At 61.4% G+C, this 19,641-nt stretch carries 18 protein-coding genes; 13 read left to right on the top strand and 5 right to left on the bottom strand.

The genetic code is table 11. The features are described from left to right. Positions 1–33: 33 nt before the first annotated feature. The 8 genes from nusA (at position 34) to pnp (ending at position 9,938) form a co-directional block, all read left to right on the top strand. Positions 34–1,269, top strand: coding sequence for a transcription termination factor NusA (gene nusA / locus ET418_RS03145; RefSeq protein WP_149306137.1), 1,236 nt, complete (start codon positions 34–36; stop codon positions 1,267–1,269). A 9-nt stretch (positions 1,270–1,278) separates the two neighbouring features. After that, a complete protein-coding gene (locus ET418_RS03140) occupies positions 1,279–1,884 on the top strand; it encodes a DUF448 domain-containing protein (RefSeq protein WP_149306136.1) in 606 nt (201 codons plus the stop codon). Between the two features lie 2 nt (positions 1,885–1,886). Continuing rightward, positions 1,887–4,607, top strand: coding sequence for a translation initiation factor IF-2 (gene infB, locus ET418_RS03135; RefSeq protein ID WP_149306135.1), 2,721 nt, complete (start codon positions 1,887–1,889; stop codon positions 4,605–4,607). A gap of 198 nt (positions 4,608–4,805) precedes the next feature. Next, positions 4,806–5,156, top strand: coding sequence for a ribosome-binding factor A (locus tag ET418_RS03130; protein ID WP_149306134.1), 351 nt, complete (start codon positions 4,806–4,808; stop codon positions 5,154–5,156). Beyond that, positions 5,149–6,111: a DHH family phosphoesterase gene (locus tag ET418_RS03125; protein ID WP_149306133.1), complete on the top strand. Its 963-nt coding sequence runs from the start codon at positions 5,149–5,151 to the stop codon at positions 6,109–6,111. The genes ET418_RS03130 and ET418_RS03125 overlap by 8 nt, the downstream gene beginning before the upstream one ends. A 136-nt stretch (positions 6,112–6,247) precedes the next feature. Next, positions 6,248–7,156 carry a tRNA pseudouridine(55) synthase TruB gene (truB, locus tag ET418_RS03120; protein WP_149306132.1) on the top strand — a complete coding sequence of 303 codons (909 nt, stop codon included), beginning with the start codon at positions 6,248–6,250 and terminating at the stop codon, positions 7,154–7,156. Between the two features lie 108 nt (positions 7,157–7,264). After that, on the top strand, positions 7,265–7,531 hold the full coding sequence (rpsO, locus tag ET418_RS03115; protein ID WP_149306131.1) for a 30S ribosomal protein S15: 267 nt from the start codon (positions 7,265–7,267) through the stop codon (positions 7,529–7,531). A gap of 271 nt (positions 7,532–7,802) precedes the next feature. Beyond that, positions 7,803–9,938, top strand: coding sequence for a polyribonucleotide nucleotidyltransferase (gene pnp, locus ET418_RS03110; RefSeq protein ID WP_149306130.1), 2,136 nt, complete (start codon positions 7,803–7,805; stop codon positions 9,936–9,938). 92 nt (positions 9,939–10,030) lie between these two features. On the opposite strand, the gene ET418_RS03105 is transcribed toward pnp, so the two are convergent. Continuing rightward, positions 10,031–10,603, bottom strand: a complete 573-nt coding sequence (locus ET418_RS03105; RefSeq protein ID WP_149306129.1) for a class I SAM-dependent methyltransferase — start codon at positions 10,601–10,603, stop codon at positions 10,031–10,033. A 334-nt stretch (positions 10,604–10,937) separates the two neighbouring features. Between ET418_RS03105 and ET418_RS03100 the strand changes: the two genes are divergently transcribed. The 4 genes from ET418_RS03100 to ET418_RS03085 all read left to right on the top strand — a co-directional run bounded on the left by ET418_RS03100 (position 10,938) and on the right by ET418_RS03085 (position 14,060). Then, the gene (locus ET418_RS03100) at positions 10,938–11,129 is read left to right on the top strand and encodes a hypothetical protein (RefSeq protein WP_149306128.1); all 192 of its coding nucleotides are present in this window, start codon (positions 10,938–10,940) and stop codon (positions 11,127–11,129) included. A gap of 218 nt (positions 11,130–11,347) precedes the next feature. Next, the gene (locus tag ET418_RS03095; protein WP_149209830.1) at positions 11,348–11,599 is read left to right on the top strand and encodes a hypothetical protein; all 252 of its coding nucleotides are present in this window, start codon (positions 11,348–11,350) and stop codon (positions 11,597–11,599) included. 18 nt (positions 11,600–11,617) lie between these two features. After that, complete coding sequence (locus ET418_RS03090; protein WP_149306127.1) at positions 11,618–12,667, top strand: hypothetical protein; 1,050 nt, start codon at positions 11,618–11,620, stop codon at positions 12,665–12,667. A gap of 19 nt (positions 12,668–12,686) precedes the next feature. Further along, positions 12,687–14,060, top strand: coding sequence for an L-lactate MFS transporter (locus ET418_RS03085; protein ID WP_149306126.1), 1,374 nt, complete (start codon positions 12,687–12,689; stop codon positions 14,058–14,060). A 438-nt stretch (positions 14,061–14,498) separates the two neighbouring features. On the opposite strand, the gene ET418_RS03080 is transcribed toward ET418_RS03085, so the two are convergent. The 3 genes from ET418_RS03080 to ET418_RS03070 form a co-directional block, all read right to left on the bottom strand. After that, positions 14,499–16,103, bottom strand: a complete 1,605-nt coding sequence (locus ET418_RS03080; protein WP_149306125.1) for a thiolase family protein — start codon at positions 16,101–16,103, stop codon at positions 14,499–14,501. A 90-nt stretch (positions 16,104–16,193) separates the two neighbouring features. Next, positions 16,194–17,057, bottom strand: coding sequence for an NAD(P)-dependent oxidoreductase (locus ET418_RS03075; protein WP_149306124.1), 864 nt, complete (start codon positions 17,055–17,057; stop codon positions 16,194–16,196). 135 nt (positions 17,058–17,192) lie between these two features. Then, entirely contained in the window at positions 17,193–17,849 is a 657-nt protein-coding gene (locus ET418_RS03070; RefSeq protein ID WP_149306123.1) for an endonuclease III domain-containing protein, read from the bottom strand. 77 nt (positions 17,850–17,926) lie between these two features. Between ET418_RS03070 and ET418_RS03065 the strand changes: the two genes are divergently transcribed. Further along, the gene (locus ET418_RS03065) at positions 17,927–18,808 is read left to right on the top strand and encodes a PHP domain-containing protein (protein WP_149306122.1); all 882 of its coding nucleotides are present in this window, start codon (positions 17,927–17,929) and stop codon (positions 18,806–18,808) included. On the opposite strand, the gene ET418_RS03060 is transcribed toward ET418_RS03065, so the two are convergent. Next, entirely contained in the window at positions 18,809–19,636 is an 828-nt protein-coding gene (locus ET418_RS03060) for a cytidylate kinase family protein (RefSeq protein WP_149306121.1), read from the bottom strand. Positions 19,637–19,641 lie beyond the last annotated feature (5 nt).

Genomic DNA, 19,641 nt, shown 5'->3' with positions numbered 1-19,641 from the left:
TTTTTCCATATACATCAGTAAGGAGAAGCAATCGTGGATACGAACATCAATCTCAAACATGCCATCGAACAGATCGTCAAGGAAAAGGGTATCGACCGGCAGGTGGTCATGGAGGCCATGGAGCAGGCGGTGTTGACCGCTGCCAACAAGAAATACCGCAATACGCGGGATCTTGAGGCCCATTACAATCCTGACTCGGGTGAGGTGGAACTGTTTGAGTTTGTAACCGTTGTGGAAGAGGTGCAGGACTCCTACAAGGAGATCGACCTCGAAGAAGCCCGCGAGATCGACCCCGAAGTGGAGGTCGGCGACTCCCTGGGGGAACGGCTTGATGCCACCGGGTTTACCCGCATTGCCGCCCAGACCGCCAAACAGGTCATCATCCAGAAGGTGCGCGAGGCGGAGCGGGAAACCATCTTCAACGAGTACAGCGACCGCCAGTGGGAGATCATCACCGGCATGGTGCGGCGTTTCGAGAAGGGCGAGCTGCTGGTCGACCTGGGACGCGCCGAGGCGGCCCTCCCGACCAAGGAGCAGATGCCGCGGGAGGTTTACCGTCCCGGTGATCGCATCCGCGCCATCATTACCGAAATCCGCATGACCACCAAGGGGCCGCAGATCATCCTTTCCCGCACCCATCCCAGCATGCTGGCCAAGCTGTTCGAGCTTGAGGTGCCGGAGATTGCCGAAGGCATCGTGGAGATCAACGCCGTGGTGCGCGATCCGGGCAGCCGTGCCAAGATCGCCGTGTCTTCCAACGATTCGGATGTGGACCCGGTCGGCGCTTGCGTCGGCATGCGGGGCGCCCGCGTCCAGAACGTGGTCTCGGAACTGCGGGGCGAAAAGATCGACATCATCCCCTGGTCCGAGGATATTGCCCGCTTTGCCTGCAACGCCCTGTCCCCGGCCCAGGTTTCCAAGGTGTTCGTGGATGAGGACAACCGGGTGCTGGAGATCGTCGTGGCCGACGATCAACTCTCCCTTGCCATCGGCAAGCGTGGCCAGAACGTCAGCCTTGCGGCCCGCCTGACCGGGTGCCGCATCGACATCAAGAGCGAATCCAAGGCGGCTGAGGCCGAACTGGCCCAGTTCGCTTCCTTTGACGGCACCCAGGGGGAAGAGGAGCCTGCGGCCGACGAGACTGCCGAAGGCGCCGAGGCCGTTGAAGGTACCGAGGCTGTTGAAGCTGCCGAAGCCGTTGAAGCTGCCGAGGTCGGGACCAACGATGCCGCAGCTGCGCCGGATGCCGAAGAGAAGCAGGCGGAGTAGCGCACCGCTATGCCCCGCCACGACGGTGGAGAAAAGCCGCAGCGCAGTTGTCTTGCGTGCCGCGAAACCAGGGATCGGGACCGCCTGATCCGTTTCGTGCTCTCCCCGCAGGGGGAGGTGGTGCCGGATCTGGATGCCAAGCTGCCCGGCAGGGGTGCTTACACCTGTATCGATGCCGCCTGTCTGGCTGCGGCGGTCAAACAGCGCCAGTTCGGCCGCGCCTTCAAGCGCGAGGTGGCCGTGCCCACTCCCGACGAGATGACCGCGCAGGTGGCGAAGCTTTTGCTCGAACGGGTCATGGGGTACATAGCCCTGGCCAACAAGGCCGGCAAGATCGTTGCCGGCGGTTCGATGGTCGGCGATGCATTAAAAAGCAAAAACAAGCCGGGGCTGGTCCTGGTGGCGCGGGACGTTTCCGAGGCCATCGGCGAGAAGATCGCGGCCCAGGCGGCCGGCAACAACGTGCCCTGCCGGTGGGTACTGACAAAGGACGATTTCGGCGCTCTGCTCGGCAAAGCGCCGCGCAGTGCGATTGGTATCAAATCGAGTGGTTTTGTGGTGCAACTTTTGAAAACTATTGAACGATATAGAAACTTCCTGGGGGAGGTGCAGTAAGTATGAGCAAGATACGCGTGAGCAATCTGGCAGAAAAATTGGGTGTTGATGCCCGTGAGACCCTTGCCAGGCTCAAAGAGATCGGGGTTGAGGCCAAGTCGGCGGCCTCCCTGGTCGAAGAGGATGCCGTCAAGAAGTTGCTGACGCCTCAGCCCAAGGAAAGCAGTGCCAGCACCGAAGAGGTGCGGGTCACGACCAACATCATCAGGCGCCGCGCCAAAGCTGTTCCGGCGGCTCCGGCCGAAGAGGAGGCGCCGGCTCCGGTTGCCGCAGCCCCTGCAGCGCCCGTAGCTGCGGCCACTGTCGTTGCTCCTGCTCCTGCAGCCGCCGCCGTTGTGGAGCCGGAGAAGAAGGCCGAACCGGCCCCGGCACCCAAGGCCCCGGTGGTCAAGCCTGCTGAACCTGAGGCGGTTGTTCCTCGTGAGGTGCCGCCGACAGCGGCCCCGGCACCGACCCCGGCCGCCGTTGTGGAACCGGTTGTTCCCGAGAAACCCAAGGCGCAGCCCGAAGTACTGAGGGCCGGCCCCAATCAGGCCCGCATCCTGGGCCGGATGGAGATTCCAGGCGTTACCAGCCGTCCGACCCGCGTGGTGACAAAGGATGCGCCCCCCACGCCGCGCAACGCACCGCCTCGGCATGACGCGGCGGCACCCCGGAGCGCCGCTCCCGCAGGCGAACAGGACCGTTCCCGCATGAAGCAGGTGCAGCTTGCGCCGGCAGCCCCCTCGGCCGGCGACAGTCGCCGCCCCGGCGGGAAAAAGGACGGCCCGGGCCACGGCGGCGCCGATGCCGGCAAGGGCAAGAAGGGCGGCGCTGCTGCCGGCAAGGGCAAGAAGGAACAGCCGAAAAAGCATGAGATCCTGGAAAAACGCGAACGCACCTTTGATCCGGTTTATCGGGGCGGCAAGAAGAAGGGCGGCAGGGAGCGGTCGGTCGAAACCCGCAAGACCGAGATTACCGTTCCCAAGGCCATCAAGCGAATCATCCGCATCTCCGAGAGCATCAGCGTCGGCGAATTGGCCAAGCGTATGGGTATCAAGGCCAATGATCTGATCAAATCCCTGATGAAGATGGGGATGATGGTCACCATCAACCATCCCTTGGATTACGACACCGCGGTCATCCTGGCCTCCGAGTACGGCTATGAAGTCGAAAACGTGGCGGTTGACCTGGACGAGATCCTGGAATCGACCCCCGATGCGCCCGAAACCCTTGTGAAACGGCCGCCGGTCGTGACCATCATGGGCCACGTCGACCACGGTAAAACCTCCCTTCTGGACGCTATCCGCAAGGCCAATGTCATTGCCGGCGAGGCGGGAGGCATCACCCAGCATATCGGCGCCTACGCCGTGGAGTTGAAGGGGCGCAAGATCACCTTCCTCGATACGCCGGGCCATGAAGCGTTTACCGCCATGCGTGCCCGCGGCGCCAAGGTGACCGACATCGTCATCCTGGTCGTTGCAGCCGACGACGGGGTCATGCCCCAGACCCGCGAGGCCATCAACCACTCCAAGGCCGCCGGGGTTCCGATTATCGTGGCCATCAACAAGATCGACAAGCCGGACGCCAAGCCGGAGCGGGTCAAGCAGGAACTGATGGAGTTCGGCCTGGTCGCATCCGAGTGGGGCGGCGACGCCACCATGGTGGAGGTGTCGGCCAAGAAACGCCTCAACCTGGAAGAGCTGCTGGAAATGGTCCTGTTGCAGGCCGACGTGATGGAACTCAAGGCCAACCCCGACAAGCTGGCAAAGGGTACCATCGTGGAAGCCAAGTTGGACAAGGGGCGCGGTCCGGTTGCCACGGTACTGGTGCAGGAAGGTACCCTCAAGGCGGGCGATTACTGCGTCGTCGGCGTCCATTCCGGCCGTGTGCGTGCCATGCAGGACGACCGCGGCGAGAAGGTCCTGGTGGCCGGTCCCTCCAGGCCGGTGGAAGTGGTCGGCCTCTCCGGCGTGCCCGATGCCGGTGACGTCTTTGTGGCCATGAAGGACGAAAAACAGGCCAAGGAGATCGCCACCCTGCGCCAGATCAAGCTGCGCGAGATGGAACTGGCCAAGCACACCAAGCTGACGCTGGAAGACCTGTACCGCAAGATCCAGAGCGGCGAGGTCAAGGACCTCAACGTCATCGTCAAGGGCGACGTGCAAGGGTCGGTGGAAGCGGTGGGCGAATCGTTGCGCAAGCTGTCCACCGATGCGGTGCGGCTCAACGTCCTCCACTCCGCGGTCGGCGCCATCACCGAGACGGACGTCAACCTGGCTGCGGCATCCAACGCCATCATCATCGGCTTCAACGTCCGCCCCGAGGTCAAGGCCCAGGGCCTGGCCGAGAAGGAAGGGGTCGATATCCGCCTCTACAACATCATCTACGATGCGGTTGAGGATGTGAAAAAGGCCATGGAAGGCCTCCTGGAACCGACCTTCAAGGAAAAATACCTTGGGCGCGCCGAGGTGCGCGAACTGTTCTCGGTACCCAAGATCGGTATCGTCACCGGTTGTCATGTTCAGGACGGCAAGATGCTGCGCAACGCCCAGGTCCGCCTGCTGCGCGACAACGTGGTGATCTACGAGGGGAAGATGTCGTCCCTGCGCCGTTTCAAGGACGATGTCAAGGAAGTGGCCAGCGGCTACGAATGCGGTATCGGCCTGGAGAATTACCACGACATCAAGGTCGGCGACCTCATCGAAGCGTTCGAGATGGAAAAAATCGCCGCGAAATTATAAACCAAAAGCTGGCAAATATTCACCACAAAGGCACAAAGAGCACAAAGGATTCATGAGGGCGGCGGTATAAAGGTATTCACCCCACTGGTGAATCCGGCCAAAGATGAAATTGTCATATATCTTGCCGTAAACATTCTTTGTGTCCTTTGTGTCTTTGTGGTGAACAGTTTTTTCTCGCATAAAAAGGGTTGTACTTTTATGGCACACAAACGTTCCGACAAGGTCGCCGAGACCATTCATGAACTGATTTCTTCGATCCTCTCCCGGGGGCTCAACGACCCGCGTATCGGATTTGTCACCATCATTGCCGTGGAGGTCACCGAAGACCTGCGGCTGGCGCGGGTCTTCTTCACGGTTATCGGCGACGACCAGGCCAAGAAGGACAGCGAGGCCGGCCTGAACAGCGCCAAGGGGTTCCTGCGTCGCGAATTGGGCAAGAGCCTGACCATGCGCTACACACCGGAACTCATCTTCAAGTACGATCATTCCGGGGAGTACGGCTCCCGGATAGACTCTCTCCTTAAGGAGATTGATACCCCGCATGAATGAAACCATTCAGGATATCGCATCGGTCATCCGCGCCAATTCCTCGTTTCTGATCACCAGCCACGAAAGCCCGGACGGCGATGCGGTCGGCTCTACCCTGGCCCTGGCCTCGTTCCTGCGGAAGAGCGGCAAAGAGGTCTGCGTCCATCTGCGTGACCAGGTGCCCGATCTGTATGCCTTCCTGCCGGGTGCCGATACGGTTGCTCATCACATACCCGACCGGGATTTCGATGTGGCCTTTGTGCAGGATATCGGCGAGTTCAGCAGGGCGGGGGAAGAGTTCTGCTCCTTCAAGCGCATCGGCACGCTGGTCAATCTGGACCATCATCTGGGGTGCGATAGCTTCGGCCACCACAACCTGATCGATCCCCAGGCCGCGGCGACCGGTGTGCTGGTTCATCGGGTCATCAGCGCCCTAGGCGGTCCCATGGACCGGGATACGGCACTCTGCCTGTACGTCTCCATCATCACCGATACCGGCTCCTTCCGTTATTCCAATGCCAACACCGAGGCCTTTGCCATTGCCGGCGAGATGATCGGCTACGGCATCAACGCCTGGGATGTGGCGGAACAACTCTATGAGAATCAGCCCCGCAAGCGTCTGGAACTGTTGTCCAAGTGCCTGCCCACCCTTGAGGTGATCAGCAACGGCCGGGCAGCCTCGGTCGCCGTGACCCTGGACATGTATGCCGTAACCGCTACCGACGCCGAGTTGACGGACGGTTTCATCAATTATCCCCGTTCCATACGCGGTGTTGAGGTGGCGATCTTCTTCCGCCAGCTGTCCGAGCAGCGCTACAAGATCGGTTTCCGCTCCAAGGGCAAGGTCAATGTGGCCGGGTTTGCCGCCAGCATGGGCGGAGGCGGGCACCACAACGCCGCCGGCTGCACCGTGGACGGCACCTTGGACGAGGTAAAGGCCAAGGTCTACGCCATCGTGGAATCCGCCCTTTGCTAGATCGTCCCCGGTCCCCCCAAAGCCGTCCGCACCACGGGGAACATCCTGCCCGTTCGGCCGCAGCCCGGTACGGCGTCTTGCGCGTTTCGGCCCCCCTCTCGTTTTCGTGGTTTTGCGCCGGTGCCCCCAGCCCCCTATGAATGGTTTCGTGGTTATCGACAAGCCGGTCGGCCTCACCTCCCATGATGTGGTCAACCGCGTGCGCAGGATTCTCGGCACCAGGAGGGTGGGGCATACCGGTACCCTAGACCCCTTTGCCACCGGCGTCCTGCCGGTAGCGGTCAACGAGGGGACCAAGGCCATACCGTTTTTGGACGAAGGGCAGAAGGTTTATGAGGCGCTCCTGCGTCTCGGGGTGAAGACCGATACTTTGGACATGACCGGCCGGGTACTGCAGGAGGCCGACGGGACGCAGGTGAGCCGCGACCGCCTGGAGGCCGTGGTGGCGGACTTTACCGGCGAGATCAGCCAGATGCCTCCCATGTTCTCGGCCATCAAACAGGACGGGCAACCGTTGTACAAGCTGGCGCGCAAGGGGCAGGAGGTGGAGCGCCAGGCGCGCCGGGTGCAGATCTATTCCCTGGAGATCGTCTCCGTGGACCTGCCGCTGGTGGCCCTGCGGGTGGTCTGCTCCCGCGGCACCTATGTGCGTTCCCTGGCGGACGACATGGGGGCGGCCCTCGGCTGCGGCGCCGCGCTTCAGGAATTGCGCAGGACGGCCAGCGGGCCGTTTACCATCGCAGCCAGCATGACCCTGGACGAATTGCAGGAGGCGGCGCAGGAGGACAGGGCCGAAGCGGTATGCCGAACCCCCTATGCCGTCCTCGGCCACCTGATGGATATCCCCCTGACCGATGCCGGTGTGGTCAAGGTCAGGCACGGCAGGGCGCCCGAACTGGACGAAACCGGTATTGCCGCCTGGCCGGCATGTGCCGCGCCTCTGACGGTGCGCCTTTCCCAGGGGCAGGAACTTGTTGCGGTCGCGGAACTTTCCTCTCTGGATGGAGACGGGGTTCGTATTGCGCTGAAGCGGGTCTTCTGCTGAGTTACCGCTTTACAAATTTGCACGTATGTGCTATTTAAAAAAATCCATGATAAAGTTGCTATGCTGCTGCATACAAATAACAAACCGCAATGAAGGGAGGTGTTGACAGTGTTGGCATCCGAAAAAAAACAGGAAATCATCAACTCGTTCAAAACCCATGAAAGCGACACAGGTTCTCCGGAGGTGCAGATCGCCATTCTCACCGAGCGGATCACCTATCTGACCGAGCATTTCAAGATCCACAAAAAGGACCACCACAGCCGTCGCGGGCTTCTGAAGCTCGTCGGCCAGAGGAGGCGCCTTCTGGACTACCTCAAAGGCAAAGAGCTGGACAGGTACAAGAAGGTTATCGAACGACTCGGCATACGCAGGTAATGGAAGGCAGTATGCCCGCTCTTTTGCGGGTATATTGCCTGCTCCATTTTTGGTATGCTCGTTTCGCAAGAGGGCTTCACAGCCCTTTTATTTTTTGTTGGGGACGTGGGTAGAGTCGCCCTGAAGATCAAAGATCACCTGCCACAGAGACACAGAGAACGGCCTTGAGCCAATCCAGCCCTGTTCCCGTGCCTTTTGCAGCAGATGACGACCTGTCGTTCAGGGATGCTGTAGCGACGGCCCCAACACAACCAAACAGGAGAATGAAGATATGGAACAAAAAGTACAGGTTGAGTTCGGCGGCAGGACCATCACCATTGCCACCGGCAAGATGGCCAAACAGGCCAGCGGCGCCGTGGTGGTAAGTTGTGGCGACACCGTGGTGCTGGTGACCGCCGTGGCGACAAAAGAGGCCAAGGAAGGGCAGGATTTTTTCCCCCTTACCGTCAACTATATCGAAAAAGCCTACGCCGGCGGCAAGATCCCGGGCGGTTTTTTCAAACGCGAAGCACGTCCGTCTGACCCTGAAACCCTCACCTGCCGGTTGATCGACCGTCCGATCCGCCCGCTCTTTCCCGAGAATTTCCTGAACGACACCCAGATCATGGCCACCGTGGTATCGGCCGACAAGGACAACGATCCCGCCATCCTGTCCATGCTGGGCGCCTCGGCCGCCTTGATGGTGTCCGACGTTCCGTTCCAGGGTCCCATCGCCGGCGCCAAGGTCGGCCGGGTAAACGGCAAGCTGATCTGCAACCCCACCGCCGAAGAGCTTGAGCAGAGCGACCTGGAAATCGTGGTCGCAGCCAGCCGCGACGCGGTTATCATGGTGGAGGGCGAAGCCAAATTCGTCTCCGAGGCCGACATGCTGGAGGCCATCTTCTTTGCCAAAGAGGCGATGCTGCCGTTGATCGAGGCTCAGGACGAACTGCAGAAGAAGGCCGGCGTCGCCAAACGCGTGATCGCCCCCCCCGTCGTTGACGAAGCGCTGCTGGCCCGGGTGCGCGAACTTGCCTATGATCGCATGGGCGAGGCGGTCAAGATCAAGACCAAGCAGGAGCGCCACAACCAGATCGACCTGATCACCGCCGAGACCGTCGAGGCCCTCAAGGAAGAGTTTGAAGGCAAGACCAAGCAGATCAAGGCATTCCTGGGCGATTTCGAGTACGAGCGCGTCCGCGACGACATCCTGAATACCGGCATCCGCATCGATGGTCGCGACACGGCCACCATCCGCCCCATTACCAGCGAAGCGGGCCTTTTGCCCCGTACCCACGGTTCCGCCCTGTTCACCCGCGGCGAAACCCAGGCCCTGGTTTCCACCACCCTGGGCACCTCCATCGACGAACAGCGCATCGACTCCCTGTACGGCGAGTCCCGCAAGCGCTTCCTGCTCCATTACAACTTTCCGCCGTTCTCCGTGGGTGAAACCAGCTTCCGCCTGGCTCCGGGCCGTCGCGAAATCGGTCACGGCATGCTGGCCGAGCGCGCACTGTCGGCCGTCATTCCGAAGCACGAAGACTTCCCCTACACCATCCGCATCGTCTCCGAGATCCTGGAGAGCAACGGCTCCTCCTCCATGGCCTCGGTCTGCGGCGGCAGCATGTCGCTGATGGACGCCGGCGTACCTATCACGGCTCCGGTTGCGGGCATCGCCATGGGCCTGATCAAGGAGGGCGACAAGGTCGCCATCCTGTCCGACATCCTGGGCGACGAAGACCACCTGGGCGACATGGACTTCAAGGTGGCCGGCACGACCGAAGGGGTTACCGCCCTGCAGATGGACATCAAGATCGGCGGCGTCACCAAGGAAATCATGCAGCAGGCGCTGAAACAGGCCCGTGAAGGCCGGTTGCACATCCTGGGCAAGATGGCCGAGACCCTGTCGGCCGCACGCGGCGAGATGTCTCCCTTTGCCCCGCGCATCACCACCATCTGGATCAAGACCGATCGTATCCGCGACGTCATCGGCACCGGCGGCAAGAATATCCGCAACATCACCGAGACCACCGGCGTCACCGTGGACATCGAGGATACCGGCCGCATCAACATCGCCAGCACCAACAAGGAAGCCTGCGACCTGGCCATCCAGATGATCCGCGGCCTGACCGACGAGGCCGAAGAAGGCAAGCTCTACATGGGCACCGTCAGGAAGGTCATGGACTTCGGCGCCTTTGTGGAGATCATGCCGGGCACCGACGGCCTGGTGCACATCTCCGAACTGGATACCAAGCGGGTCAAGACGGTTACCGAAGTGCTGAACGAGGGCGACAAGGTCCTGGTTAAGTGCATCGGCATCGACAAAAACGGCAAGATCAAGCTCTCCCGCAAGGAAGCGCTCGGCCTCAACCCCGACGGTACGCCGAATGGTTCGGCTCCGTCGACGGAGGAGCCGTCGGGCGAATAATCCCGGCTGTCCGGTAGTTTGAACGACAGGCAAAAGGCGAAGCCCGCATCAGGGGCTTCGCCTTTTGTTATATCATGCCCCTTGGCGGCTGCTCAGCCCGCCTTCCTGAACAGCACCCGGGCCGTGGGCATATCCCCCTCGCTGATTTCCTCGCTGAACAGCACCTCACCCTCGAAGGCCCCAAATATCCTCACAAGCTCGCCATGGCGCAGGAAAAAGTCCGGGTTATGGGTTGCCAGGAGCTGGGGCGATTCCAGGATGGTGTCGAACAGCAGGAGCCCCCCCGGCGCCAGGGCGCCGACCTCCTCGGGGATCAGAGGACGCAGCAGGAAGTTGAAGTTGACGATCAGGTCGTACTCTTCCCCGATGTGCCACCCCTCCAGGTCCTGCCGGCGGAAGTCGATCTCCAGCCCCTCTGCCCGGGCTTGGCGCTCGCCCCTGGCGATGCCCACATCCGAGATGTCCAGTCCGGTCACCCGGAAGCCGTGCCGGGCCAGAAAGATACTGTTGCGTCCCTCGCCGCAGGCCAGGTCCAGGGCCCGCTTACCGGGGACCAGACGCAGGATGCGCTCTATCTCCCGCTCCAGGAAGGGGGAGGGGTGCCCGCCCTGATACGCATCGGCCACTCCGAAGCGCTGGTTCCACTTGATTCTGTCCGTTTCCATAGTCCCTCCGAATATTTGCATTTCTGCAAAAGATCGTCACACGCTGTTTTGCAGTTTTGCAAACACGTCTGCGGCCATGCATACCACAACTAACCTATTGAAACAACGGTAGATCAAAAAGGACCTTCTACGTCGCCATTGGCGCCGCCCTGGGGCCGGGAGCCCTCGATGCCGACCTCTGTTTTTTGCATTGCTGCAAAGAGTAGCCGGCATCCGCAGCCGGGTAATGTGCCATATGCTTACAACTTGCCGTAATTGTTTGACAATATCTGTGCCAATGATATTGGCACATCCTGTGCGTATACACTATCGAACACGGTACATGAGGACGCCAATGGGAAAAACGAACATCTGTCCCTTTTACGGGAAAAACGATGATTACTGCGACGTGGGATGCGGCTACATCTCCCCCCACGACGTGAACATGATCATCCGTTACTGTAGCGGCCGCCACACCGACTGCACCAAGTACCTGGAGCTGGCCGACAGATTTCCGCATGAATTGGTTCACCTGATCAAGTGCTGAGTCACCCTGATCTATCCTGAATCCGTGGCGCCTTCACGGCTCTGCTCGCTTACCATGCCGCCGTTCAGGCGTTACGGATTAAGGATAGATCCATTCGATAAAAAGGAGAACCGCCATGTTGTACCACCTGACGCTTCATCTGAACGGATTTCATATTGCACTGTCCCTGACGGTCGCCATGCTGTTCATAGTCATTACACTGGCAAAGGAGAAGAGAGATGAGCGAAAGAGAGCTTGAACTGTTGTCGCGTATCGAGGAACTGGAGCGCCACACCTGGCGTAACAGCGCCATCCTGAGGGCGGTCGCCATGGTGTCCTTCACCACGATGATCGGCTTCGTGATCGCCTCCGGGGTTGTGGGTGGCGGCCATGGCAGCCACTGGTCCGGTCCGGCCTGGAACACCATGTGGCTCTACGGCCTGTTTGCGGCCAATGCCGTATCGATGTTCTGGACAACCCACAAAGAATAATTACGGAGGAATACTGTCATGCCGATGAAATTATCTCACGCGATCCTGCTCTTGTCGGTCTGCGTTGTCTGCGCCGCCTTCAACATGCAGCTCTTTTCCGGTCTGGACGAAATGATGGGGGACCAGTACTGGGTTGTGGACACCACCCAGGGTGACCACGGCTGGTACGCCATGGGGCTATTGCCCCACGTCAAGAAGGTGCCCAAGGATGTGGTCAAGGCGGCCAACACCGACCCCAACACCAAGGACAAGTACATCATCTACGCCCAGAGCGGCGACTTTGCCGGCAAGTCGGTCTACGGCATCTGTTTCGGCATCCCGCTCATCATGTACCTGATCTGGTTCGCCTTCGTCATAGGCTTCCCTGACCGGGTCGATCCCTACCTCCTGCCACGCAGGATCTTCACCATAGCGGTGATCATCGGCTGCTCGGTGATCGCCAACCTGTTCCTGATGCGCATCGCCGCCGACTTCGCCCGTGACCCCATGTCCCGCATCGCCAACGTGGCCGGCAACCACGCCTCGCTCCTGTTCCACAACGCCGGTATCTGGTTCGCCATCCTCTTCTCGGCCCTGGGCACCCACGGCCACTCCTCCAACGAGGTACAGGCCCCGGACAGCCGCAACTGGCAGACCCAGGCCAACGAGAAGTTCAACTGGATGTTCACCATGCTGGGGATCGTGACGGTCCTGGAGGTCGCCCTGGTGAAGAACAAGCTGGCCCTGCCCGATGCCGCGGTGGATTACTCGGTCTGGATCATCTGGGTGGTGATCTTCATGCGCATGTACGGTTTCTCTCCCAAATACTGGGTCAAGCGCCCCACCGGCATCGCCATCATGGCGGTGGGCACCCTGCTGACCCTGCCGGTCTTTTACCTGCTGGAGCGGGCGACCGGGACCCTGGGAGCCGGTTTTGCCTCGCCGATCCTGGCCAAGGCCCTTGGCGCCGAGAACCAGAATGTGGGGCTGTCGCTGATGATCTCCATCTATCTGGTATTCTGGATGGAGTTTGCCGCCGCCATCCGCAGGAACGGCCCGGTCAAGAAGACCGTTGCCCAAAAAGCGTAAGCGCCCGGGAGGATATGTCATGTCGGATATCAAGAATAGAGGGTGGAGCGTCGTCGCCGCCGGTACCGCCATCAACCTGGCGCTGGGCGTGCTCTATGCCTGGAGCATCTTCAAGGGGGCCGTCAAGGCCTCCATCGAAAAGGGGGGACCCGGCGCCTTTCACTGGGATCTGGCCTCCATCAACGACCCCTACGCGGTCTGCTGCCTTACCTTCGCCTTTGCCATGATCCTGGCCGGCAGGTGCCAGGATAGAATCGGCCCCGCCCGCACCGCCCTGATCGGCGGCATCCTGGTGGGGGCCGGCTTCTCCCTCATGGCGTTCTCCAACACCTACATCGCCTGGGTGCTCGGTTTCGGCATCCTGGCCGGCGCCGGATTCGGTTTCGGCTACTCGGCGGCCACGCCGCCGGCGCTCAAGTGGTTCTCGACGACCAAGACCGGCCTGATCGCCGGGATCGTGGTGGCCGGGTTCGGCCTGGCCCCGGTCTACATTGCGCCGCTCGCGTCTTGGCTCATCGGTGCTTTCGGCATCCCGAAGGCCATGCTCTTCCTGGGGGCCGGCTTCACGGCCCTGGTGTGCAGCCTCTCCTTCATCCTGGCCAACCCACCCCAGGGCTTTGTGCCGGCCGAACCGGCCGATCCGGGGCCGGTGGCCAAGATGAACGCGGCCAAACCGGCCGTGAACGCCAACGTCAGCGAGATGCTGCGCAACTACAAGTTCTACGTCCTGTGGGCCGCCTTCTTCATCGGCTCCGGCGCCGGCCTGATGGTCATCGGCAGCGTGGCCGGCCTGGCCAAGAAGAGCATGGGGCCCATGGCCTTTGTGGCGGTCGCGATCATGGCCGTGGGCAACGCCGCCGGGCGGGTCGTCTCCGGGGTCCTGTCCGACAAGATCGGGCGGCGCGCTACCCTGTTCATCATGTTGTCGATGCAGGCCGTGATGATGTTCGCCGCCATGACGGTGGTGAACTCGGGCAGCGCCGTGCTGCTGGTGCTCCTGGCCACCTTCATCGGCTTCAACTACGGCTCCAACCTCTCATTGTTCCCCTCTTTTGCCAAGGACTACTGGGGAACCAAGAACTACGGCCTCAACTACGGGGCGCTCTTTACGGCCTGGGGGGTAGGGGGCTTCGTGATGGGCAAGGTTTCCGAGATGCTGAACGCCCAGCCGGGCGGCCTCGGTTCCTCCTTCATGCTGGCCGGGGTCCTGTGCGCCGTCGGCGCGGCCATGACTATCTTCCTGGCCGAACTGAAGCCCGCCACCCAGGAGGGCGCGGAGCACTCCCAGTGGAAGGAGTTCTGGTCGGAATTCATGCTGGGGGCCAAGGTGTTTGCCGGGTATGAACAGGCCCAGATTCGCGTGAGCCGCCCGACGGTATCGAACCGGGCCTGACGAGGTTTGTTTTTGCTGCCGTGAAACAAGAAACCCCTCGCTGGTGCAGGAGGGGTTTCGCTTTTTGGGGGGGCGGTGAAGGAGTTAATTATGCCAGTTCGATTTTGAGGTTTTTCCCAAGGGCAAGGGCGTCTTGAGTTCGTTTTGCGGTGTCTTTTGCGACTTCTTGATGAACCCGTGCAGCAAACATCGGTCATTTCCTTCTTAACGTTTTCACCCATTTTTACCTTTCGTCATAAGGCTCAATCCGATGATCAATGCGACAGAGCCAAGTATGCCGCTATATCGTATTATCCCTATTCCAATTACGACAATTACGAGACCCAAAATTATGTAGTTCATATATTGCCTTTGGTGTTATCTCTGCTGAATTCAATATGAGTGGCGTCCCCTCTATTAAATACCTTGAGCCTTCCTGTACCGTTCACATAAATCAAACTACCCCTTCCCAACCAGCCTCTTCCACCCGCTCCCGGCCAACTCCACCAACCCGTTGATGGTGCGGGTGTAGAACTTGCGCACCGGCATGCGGTTCACCAGGACCCTATCGTCTTGGCGCTCCACGGAGATCGGGGCGCCGCGCTCGATGCCGGCTACCTGTTCGTAATGCTCCCCGTCGATGCCGAAGAGGAAACGGTACTTGACCCCCTCCAGCTTGCAGGCGACGATCAGGATGACCACCTCGGGCCGGCCGGTCTTGTAGTCGAAACGGGCGGTGGAGGTGACGAAGGAGCCTTCCACCAACGGCGTCGCCGCCAGCAGGGTATCCAGGGTCGCGTTCTTGGGCTTGAGCTTGCCCAGGGAGGGAAGGCCCCACGGCTTGTACGGCTCGTGGTGACGACGCAGGTACTGGTCGCTCCGCTCCAGCAGGGTCACCACGTTGTTGTTGATCGGGCCGCCGATGGAATGGGACAGGCCGGCGCTGAACCCCTGCTCTTGGATCAGGCGGTGGTTCTCCACGATCTGGATCATGCCGGTGGCCCCCAGGGGGTGGCCGCGTCCCTTCAGGCCGCCGGTCAGGTTGGTGGGGAAGGCCCCGGTGGGGCCGGTGAGGTCGTCGTTCAAGAGGGCGTCCATGAGGCGGTTGCGGCTGACGATCCCCAGGTCCACCAGGTTGATGGGGCCAAAACCGTTGAAGGGGTCGTGCATGTTCACGTGCAGTTTGCCCTCCAGGGTGCGGATATCCTTGATCCCGGCCATGCCGTAGGCGTACCCGGCGGCGATGACCGTGGCCGGGAAGGAGTGGAAGTAGTTGCGGTCGGCGATGGTGGGGATGTCGGTGGCGCTCCCCACGCCGCTTACCAGCACGTCCTGGGGGGTGGCGGTGAGGATGACCGCCGCCATGCCGTCGGACATGGGGCAGTAGTCGTGGTAGCGCAGGGGATACCAGTAGCGGTAGTTCTTGCCGCTGGCGATCTGGCGGTAGTACTCCTCCACCTCGATGGTGTTCCTCAAATGGGCGTCCGGGTTCAGGGCGGCAAAGCGCTGGCTCCGCTGGGTCAAGAGGGCCGCGTAGGCGGTCCACTCCTCGTCGGAAAGCTCCAGCCGCTCCTTGAGGGCCCGGGCCACCAGGGCGCCGCAGGCGGGCATGGTGAGACCGAATTCCGATTCCTCGCGGTCGATCACCCCGGCGATGATTCGGGTCGATTCCGTGGTGGAGGCGTCGCTCATCTTCTGGATGCCGATGGCCAGCACATGGTCGAAGCGCCCCGACGCCACCTCCAGGTAGGCGCTCTCGAAGGCCGAGGCCCCGGAGGACGACGCCGTATCCACCAGCACGGAACGGGCCCCGGAGATGCCGAGAATCCCGGCGATCTTCGCCGCGGTGTTGTCCACCCCGGAAAAGGCGGAGGGGTTCTGGCTCCCCACCACCACCGCCTCGATGTCGCGCCGCCGTACCGGGCTGCCGCCGAACACCGCTTCGCAGCGTTCGGCCATCTCCAGGAAGGAGAGGTTCTCTTTGTCCTTGCCGTTGTAACGCCCCACCGGGGCCATCCAGGAGGCGGCCACATAGACCTGCCGGGGGCGGAATTGGGTGCTCATGGTTTCTCTCCTTGTCGATACGCGAAGAGGCGTCCGGCCAGCCGGACGCCTCTTCGCGAGACCATGGGATCAAGCCGGGACAGGGAATTGTTAGCGCAACGCCTTGATGACCGCCGAGAAATCTTCCTCGCCCCAGCCGGCGTCCACCGCTTTTTCGTAGACCTTGCTGGCCGCTTCCGCCGTGGGCAGGTTCAGGCCCATGAGGCGGGCCGCATTCAGGACCATGTGGAGTTGTTCGTGGACGTATTTGAGCGCCAGGCTGCGCGTAAAATCGCCCCGGGCCATGGCCCGACCTTTGAGATGAAACAGGGGGGAGGCGACACCCCGGGTATCGAGTACCTCCAGGATCTTGTCGGCGGTAAAGCCCATCTTGTCGCCCAGTACCAAGCCTTCCGCCAGGACCTGCACCAGTTCGGCCTGCACCATGTTGACGATGAACTTCATCTTGGTGGCGTCGCCCACCTCGCCCACATGGATGATGTTGAGGCCGAAGCAGGAAAAGGGCTCGCGGCATCTCCCCACCAGGGATGGGTCGCCGCCGGTCACGATGGTCAGAAGCCCGTTGGCCGCATGCTCCTTGCTCCCCCAGACCGGGGCGTCCAGGTACAGGACCCGTTTCTTGGCGCACTCGTCGGCCATCTTCATGGTGGTATCCAGGGAGTGGGAACCCATGTCCGCCAGGATCGTACCCCCCCCGATGCCGGCCAGGATGCCGTCCTCACCGAAGAAGAGATGCCCCAACTCCTCACCTTCCGGGACGATGGCGATAACCAGGTCGCGGTCCCGGGCGGCTTCGGCGGCCGACGTTGCGGCTTCGGCGCCCAGTTCCACCAGCGCGCTCACGGCGGCGGGGTTCAAATCGAAAACCGTCAGCTCATAACTCCCCTTGGACAGGTTGGCGGCCATGTGCCGGCCAACGGTGCCAAGCCCGATGAATCCGATTTTTCTCAACATTCTTGCGCCTCCTGAGATAGCGTTATTACATAGATGATGGGGGATTTTACCTAATAATCATAGCGCTGGCAACCAACAAATCATTATTCAAACGCTATTTTAAAACAATGTGACACACAAACGGCGTAATCGGCGTCAGCGGGATTGGGCAACGCCGACGCGCGAGCAGAGATCGCTCAGGCGGCAGATGGAGCAGCGCGGCGATACGGGGTGGCAGAGGTTCTGGCCGAAGGCCACCAGCAAGTCGTTGATTTCGATCCAGTATTCCGGCGGGAGCAGGGCGCGCAGCGCCATTTCGGTGGCGTCGGGGTTCTTGGTCGCCACGTATCCCCAGCGGTTGCAGATGCGATGGACGTGGGTATCGACGCAGATACCCGGCTTGCCGAACCCCAGGGTGAGCACCAGATTGGCGGTCTTGCGCCCCACGCCCCGAAAGGCGAGCAGTTCGTCCAGGCTGTCCGGCACCCTGCCGCCGTACTCCGCCACCAGGCGGCGGGAGATCTCCAGGATCTGCTCGGCCTTGGTGCGGTAGAACCCGGCCGGGTAGATCAGGCGGGCGACCTCCTCTGCCGGCAGCCCCTCCATGGCCTCGGGGGTAGGGGCGCGGTCGAAGAGCCGGGCGGAGGACTGGGTCGTCACCTCGTCCTTGGTGCGCAGGGAGATGATGCAGGAAATCAGCACCTTGAAGGGGCTGCGGCTGGCTTCGGCAACCACGGTGACCGAGGGGGTGCGCCAGGCGCGGGTCTCTTCGCGCAGGATGCCTATGGCGCGGTGTATATCGTCCGGTTTCATGGCAAAATAGTACCCGAAGGCGGCAGGCCATGCAATAGCGCTTTTACTTTTCTGCGGGACCGGGCTACTATACCGGTATGACAACGGAACAAACCGCCTACATAGACCTGCACGTCCATTCCAGTTTCTCGGACGGCGCCTTTACCCCCTCCCAGGTGGTGGAGCGGGCGGCAACGGAGGGATTGCGCGCCATCGCCATTGCCGACCACGACTCGGTGGCCGGCGTGCCGGAGGGGATCGCCGCCGGGGCGGAACGGGGCCTGGAGGTGATTCCCGCCATCGAGCTTTCGGTGCAGTTCAAAACCTACAAGGATGTGCATCTGCTGGGATACGGCATGGATTGGGGCGACCGTGGGTTTCTGGAGCAATTGGGCCTTCTGCGCGAACGGCGGGAGCTGCGGAGCCACGACATACTGGCAGCGGTGAACGAACGTCTGGCGGGGGAGGGGCGGGCGGTCATCGGGTTTGAAGAGGTGGCGATACATGCCCGGGGCGCCATCGGCCGGCCCCACATCGCCCGGGCCATGATCGGGCGGGGCTACGTGGATTCGGTCGAGGAGGCTTTCCGCCGTTATCTGGTCCCCTGCAACGTTCCCAAGCGCTACTGGCCCATGGACGACGCCATCGCCACCATCAGGCGGCTGGGTGGGGTAGCGGTCCTGGCCCACCCGACCAGCGTCAGCACCCTGCGTCCCGAGCTGCGCAGCATCATCACGGAATTGGCGGAGTTGGGGCTGGACGGTATCGAGGTGTTCAACAACATGGCGCTGCCGGAGGAGATGGCGGTGCTGCAACGGATTGCCGGGGACCGGGGGCTGCTGATGACCGGCGGCTCGGATTTTCACGGTATTGAAGAGGGGCAGGAGTTGGGAAGGGGGCGAGGCGGCATCCGTTTCGATGATACCCTGCTCACCCCCCTGAAGGCTCGTCTTGAACAGCGGAAGGTTGAGAGGTCCTGATCAGCTTCGGTCCTTGTATGCCTTGTAATTGACCACCTGGATGTCTTCCTGCACCGACTTGACCCCCTTGACCGACCCGGCGATTCTGATGGCTTCCCGCTTTTCCTGTTCCGAGGCCAGGTAGCCGCTGAGATTCACCTTGCCCTTGGCAACCTCGATGGTGAAGGGGCGGTAGTCCAGGTCGGCCGAATTCAGCAGGGCGGTCTCGATCTTCTTCATCAGGATGGTGTTGTCGATCAACTCCGTTGCGCCCTTATCCGCTTCCTTGAGACGGTGATCCTTGGCCGCCGCCACGATGCACTCCACAATGGCCTCTTCCGACATGCGCGACGTGTTGAACACCAGATCGTACCCCAGCGGGTCGTGCCAGTCCCGGTCGAAATAGAAATGGATGAAGCCGCCCCGCTGATGGTCGCTGCGGCGGATCATGGACTTGGCCAGGTCGGGATCGATCCATTCACGCTCGGCGAAGCGTTCGGCCCGCTCTTCGAAATCGGCGATAAAACGGAGCCTGAGAACGTTGCGGCACTCCTTGAGCAGGTCCTGGCCGCCGCGGCCGTACAGGATCACGTTCCCCTTGCGGGCGAAATCCAGCAGGATGAGTTCCACCGAGTTGAGAGCCGCGGCACGTTTGCGGTCTTCGACCGTGATGTAGGAGGGGGGCTTTTCGTCGACCATCTGGAGCATGTCGGTCGTAAGGCCGTATTTGGAGGCGATGGCGCCGATCCGGGCGCCGTCGACAAAGGTGTACTTGAGTCGCTTGGCTACCTCTTCCGCAATGTGATACGCCCCGGTACCCATTTCCCGTGAAAATGTGATGACTGCCATCAATA

This window comes from Oryzomonas rubra, from assembly GCF_008369015.1.
GTDB lineage: Bacteria > Desulfobacterota > Desulfuromonadia > Geobacterales > Pseudopelobacteraceae > Oryzomonas > Oryzomonas japonica.
This window is presented reverse-complemented; position numbering and strand designations above follow the sequence as displayed.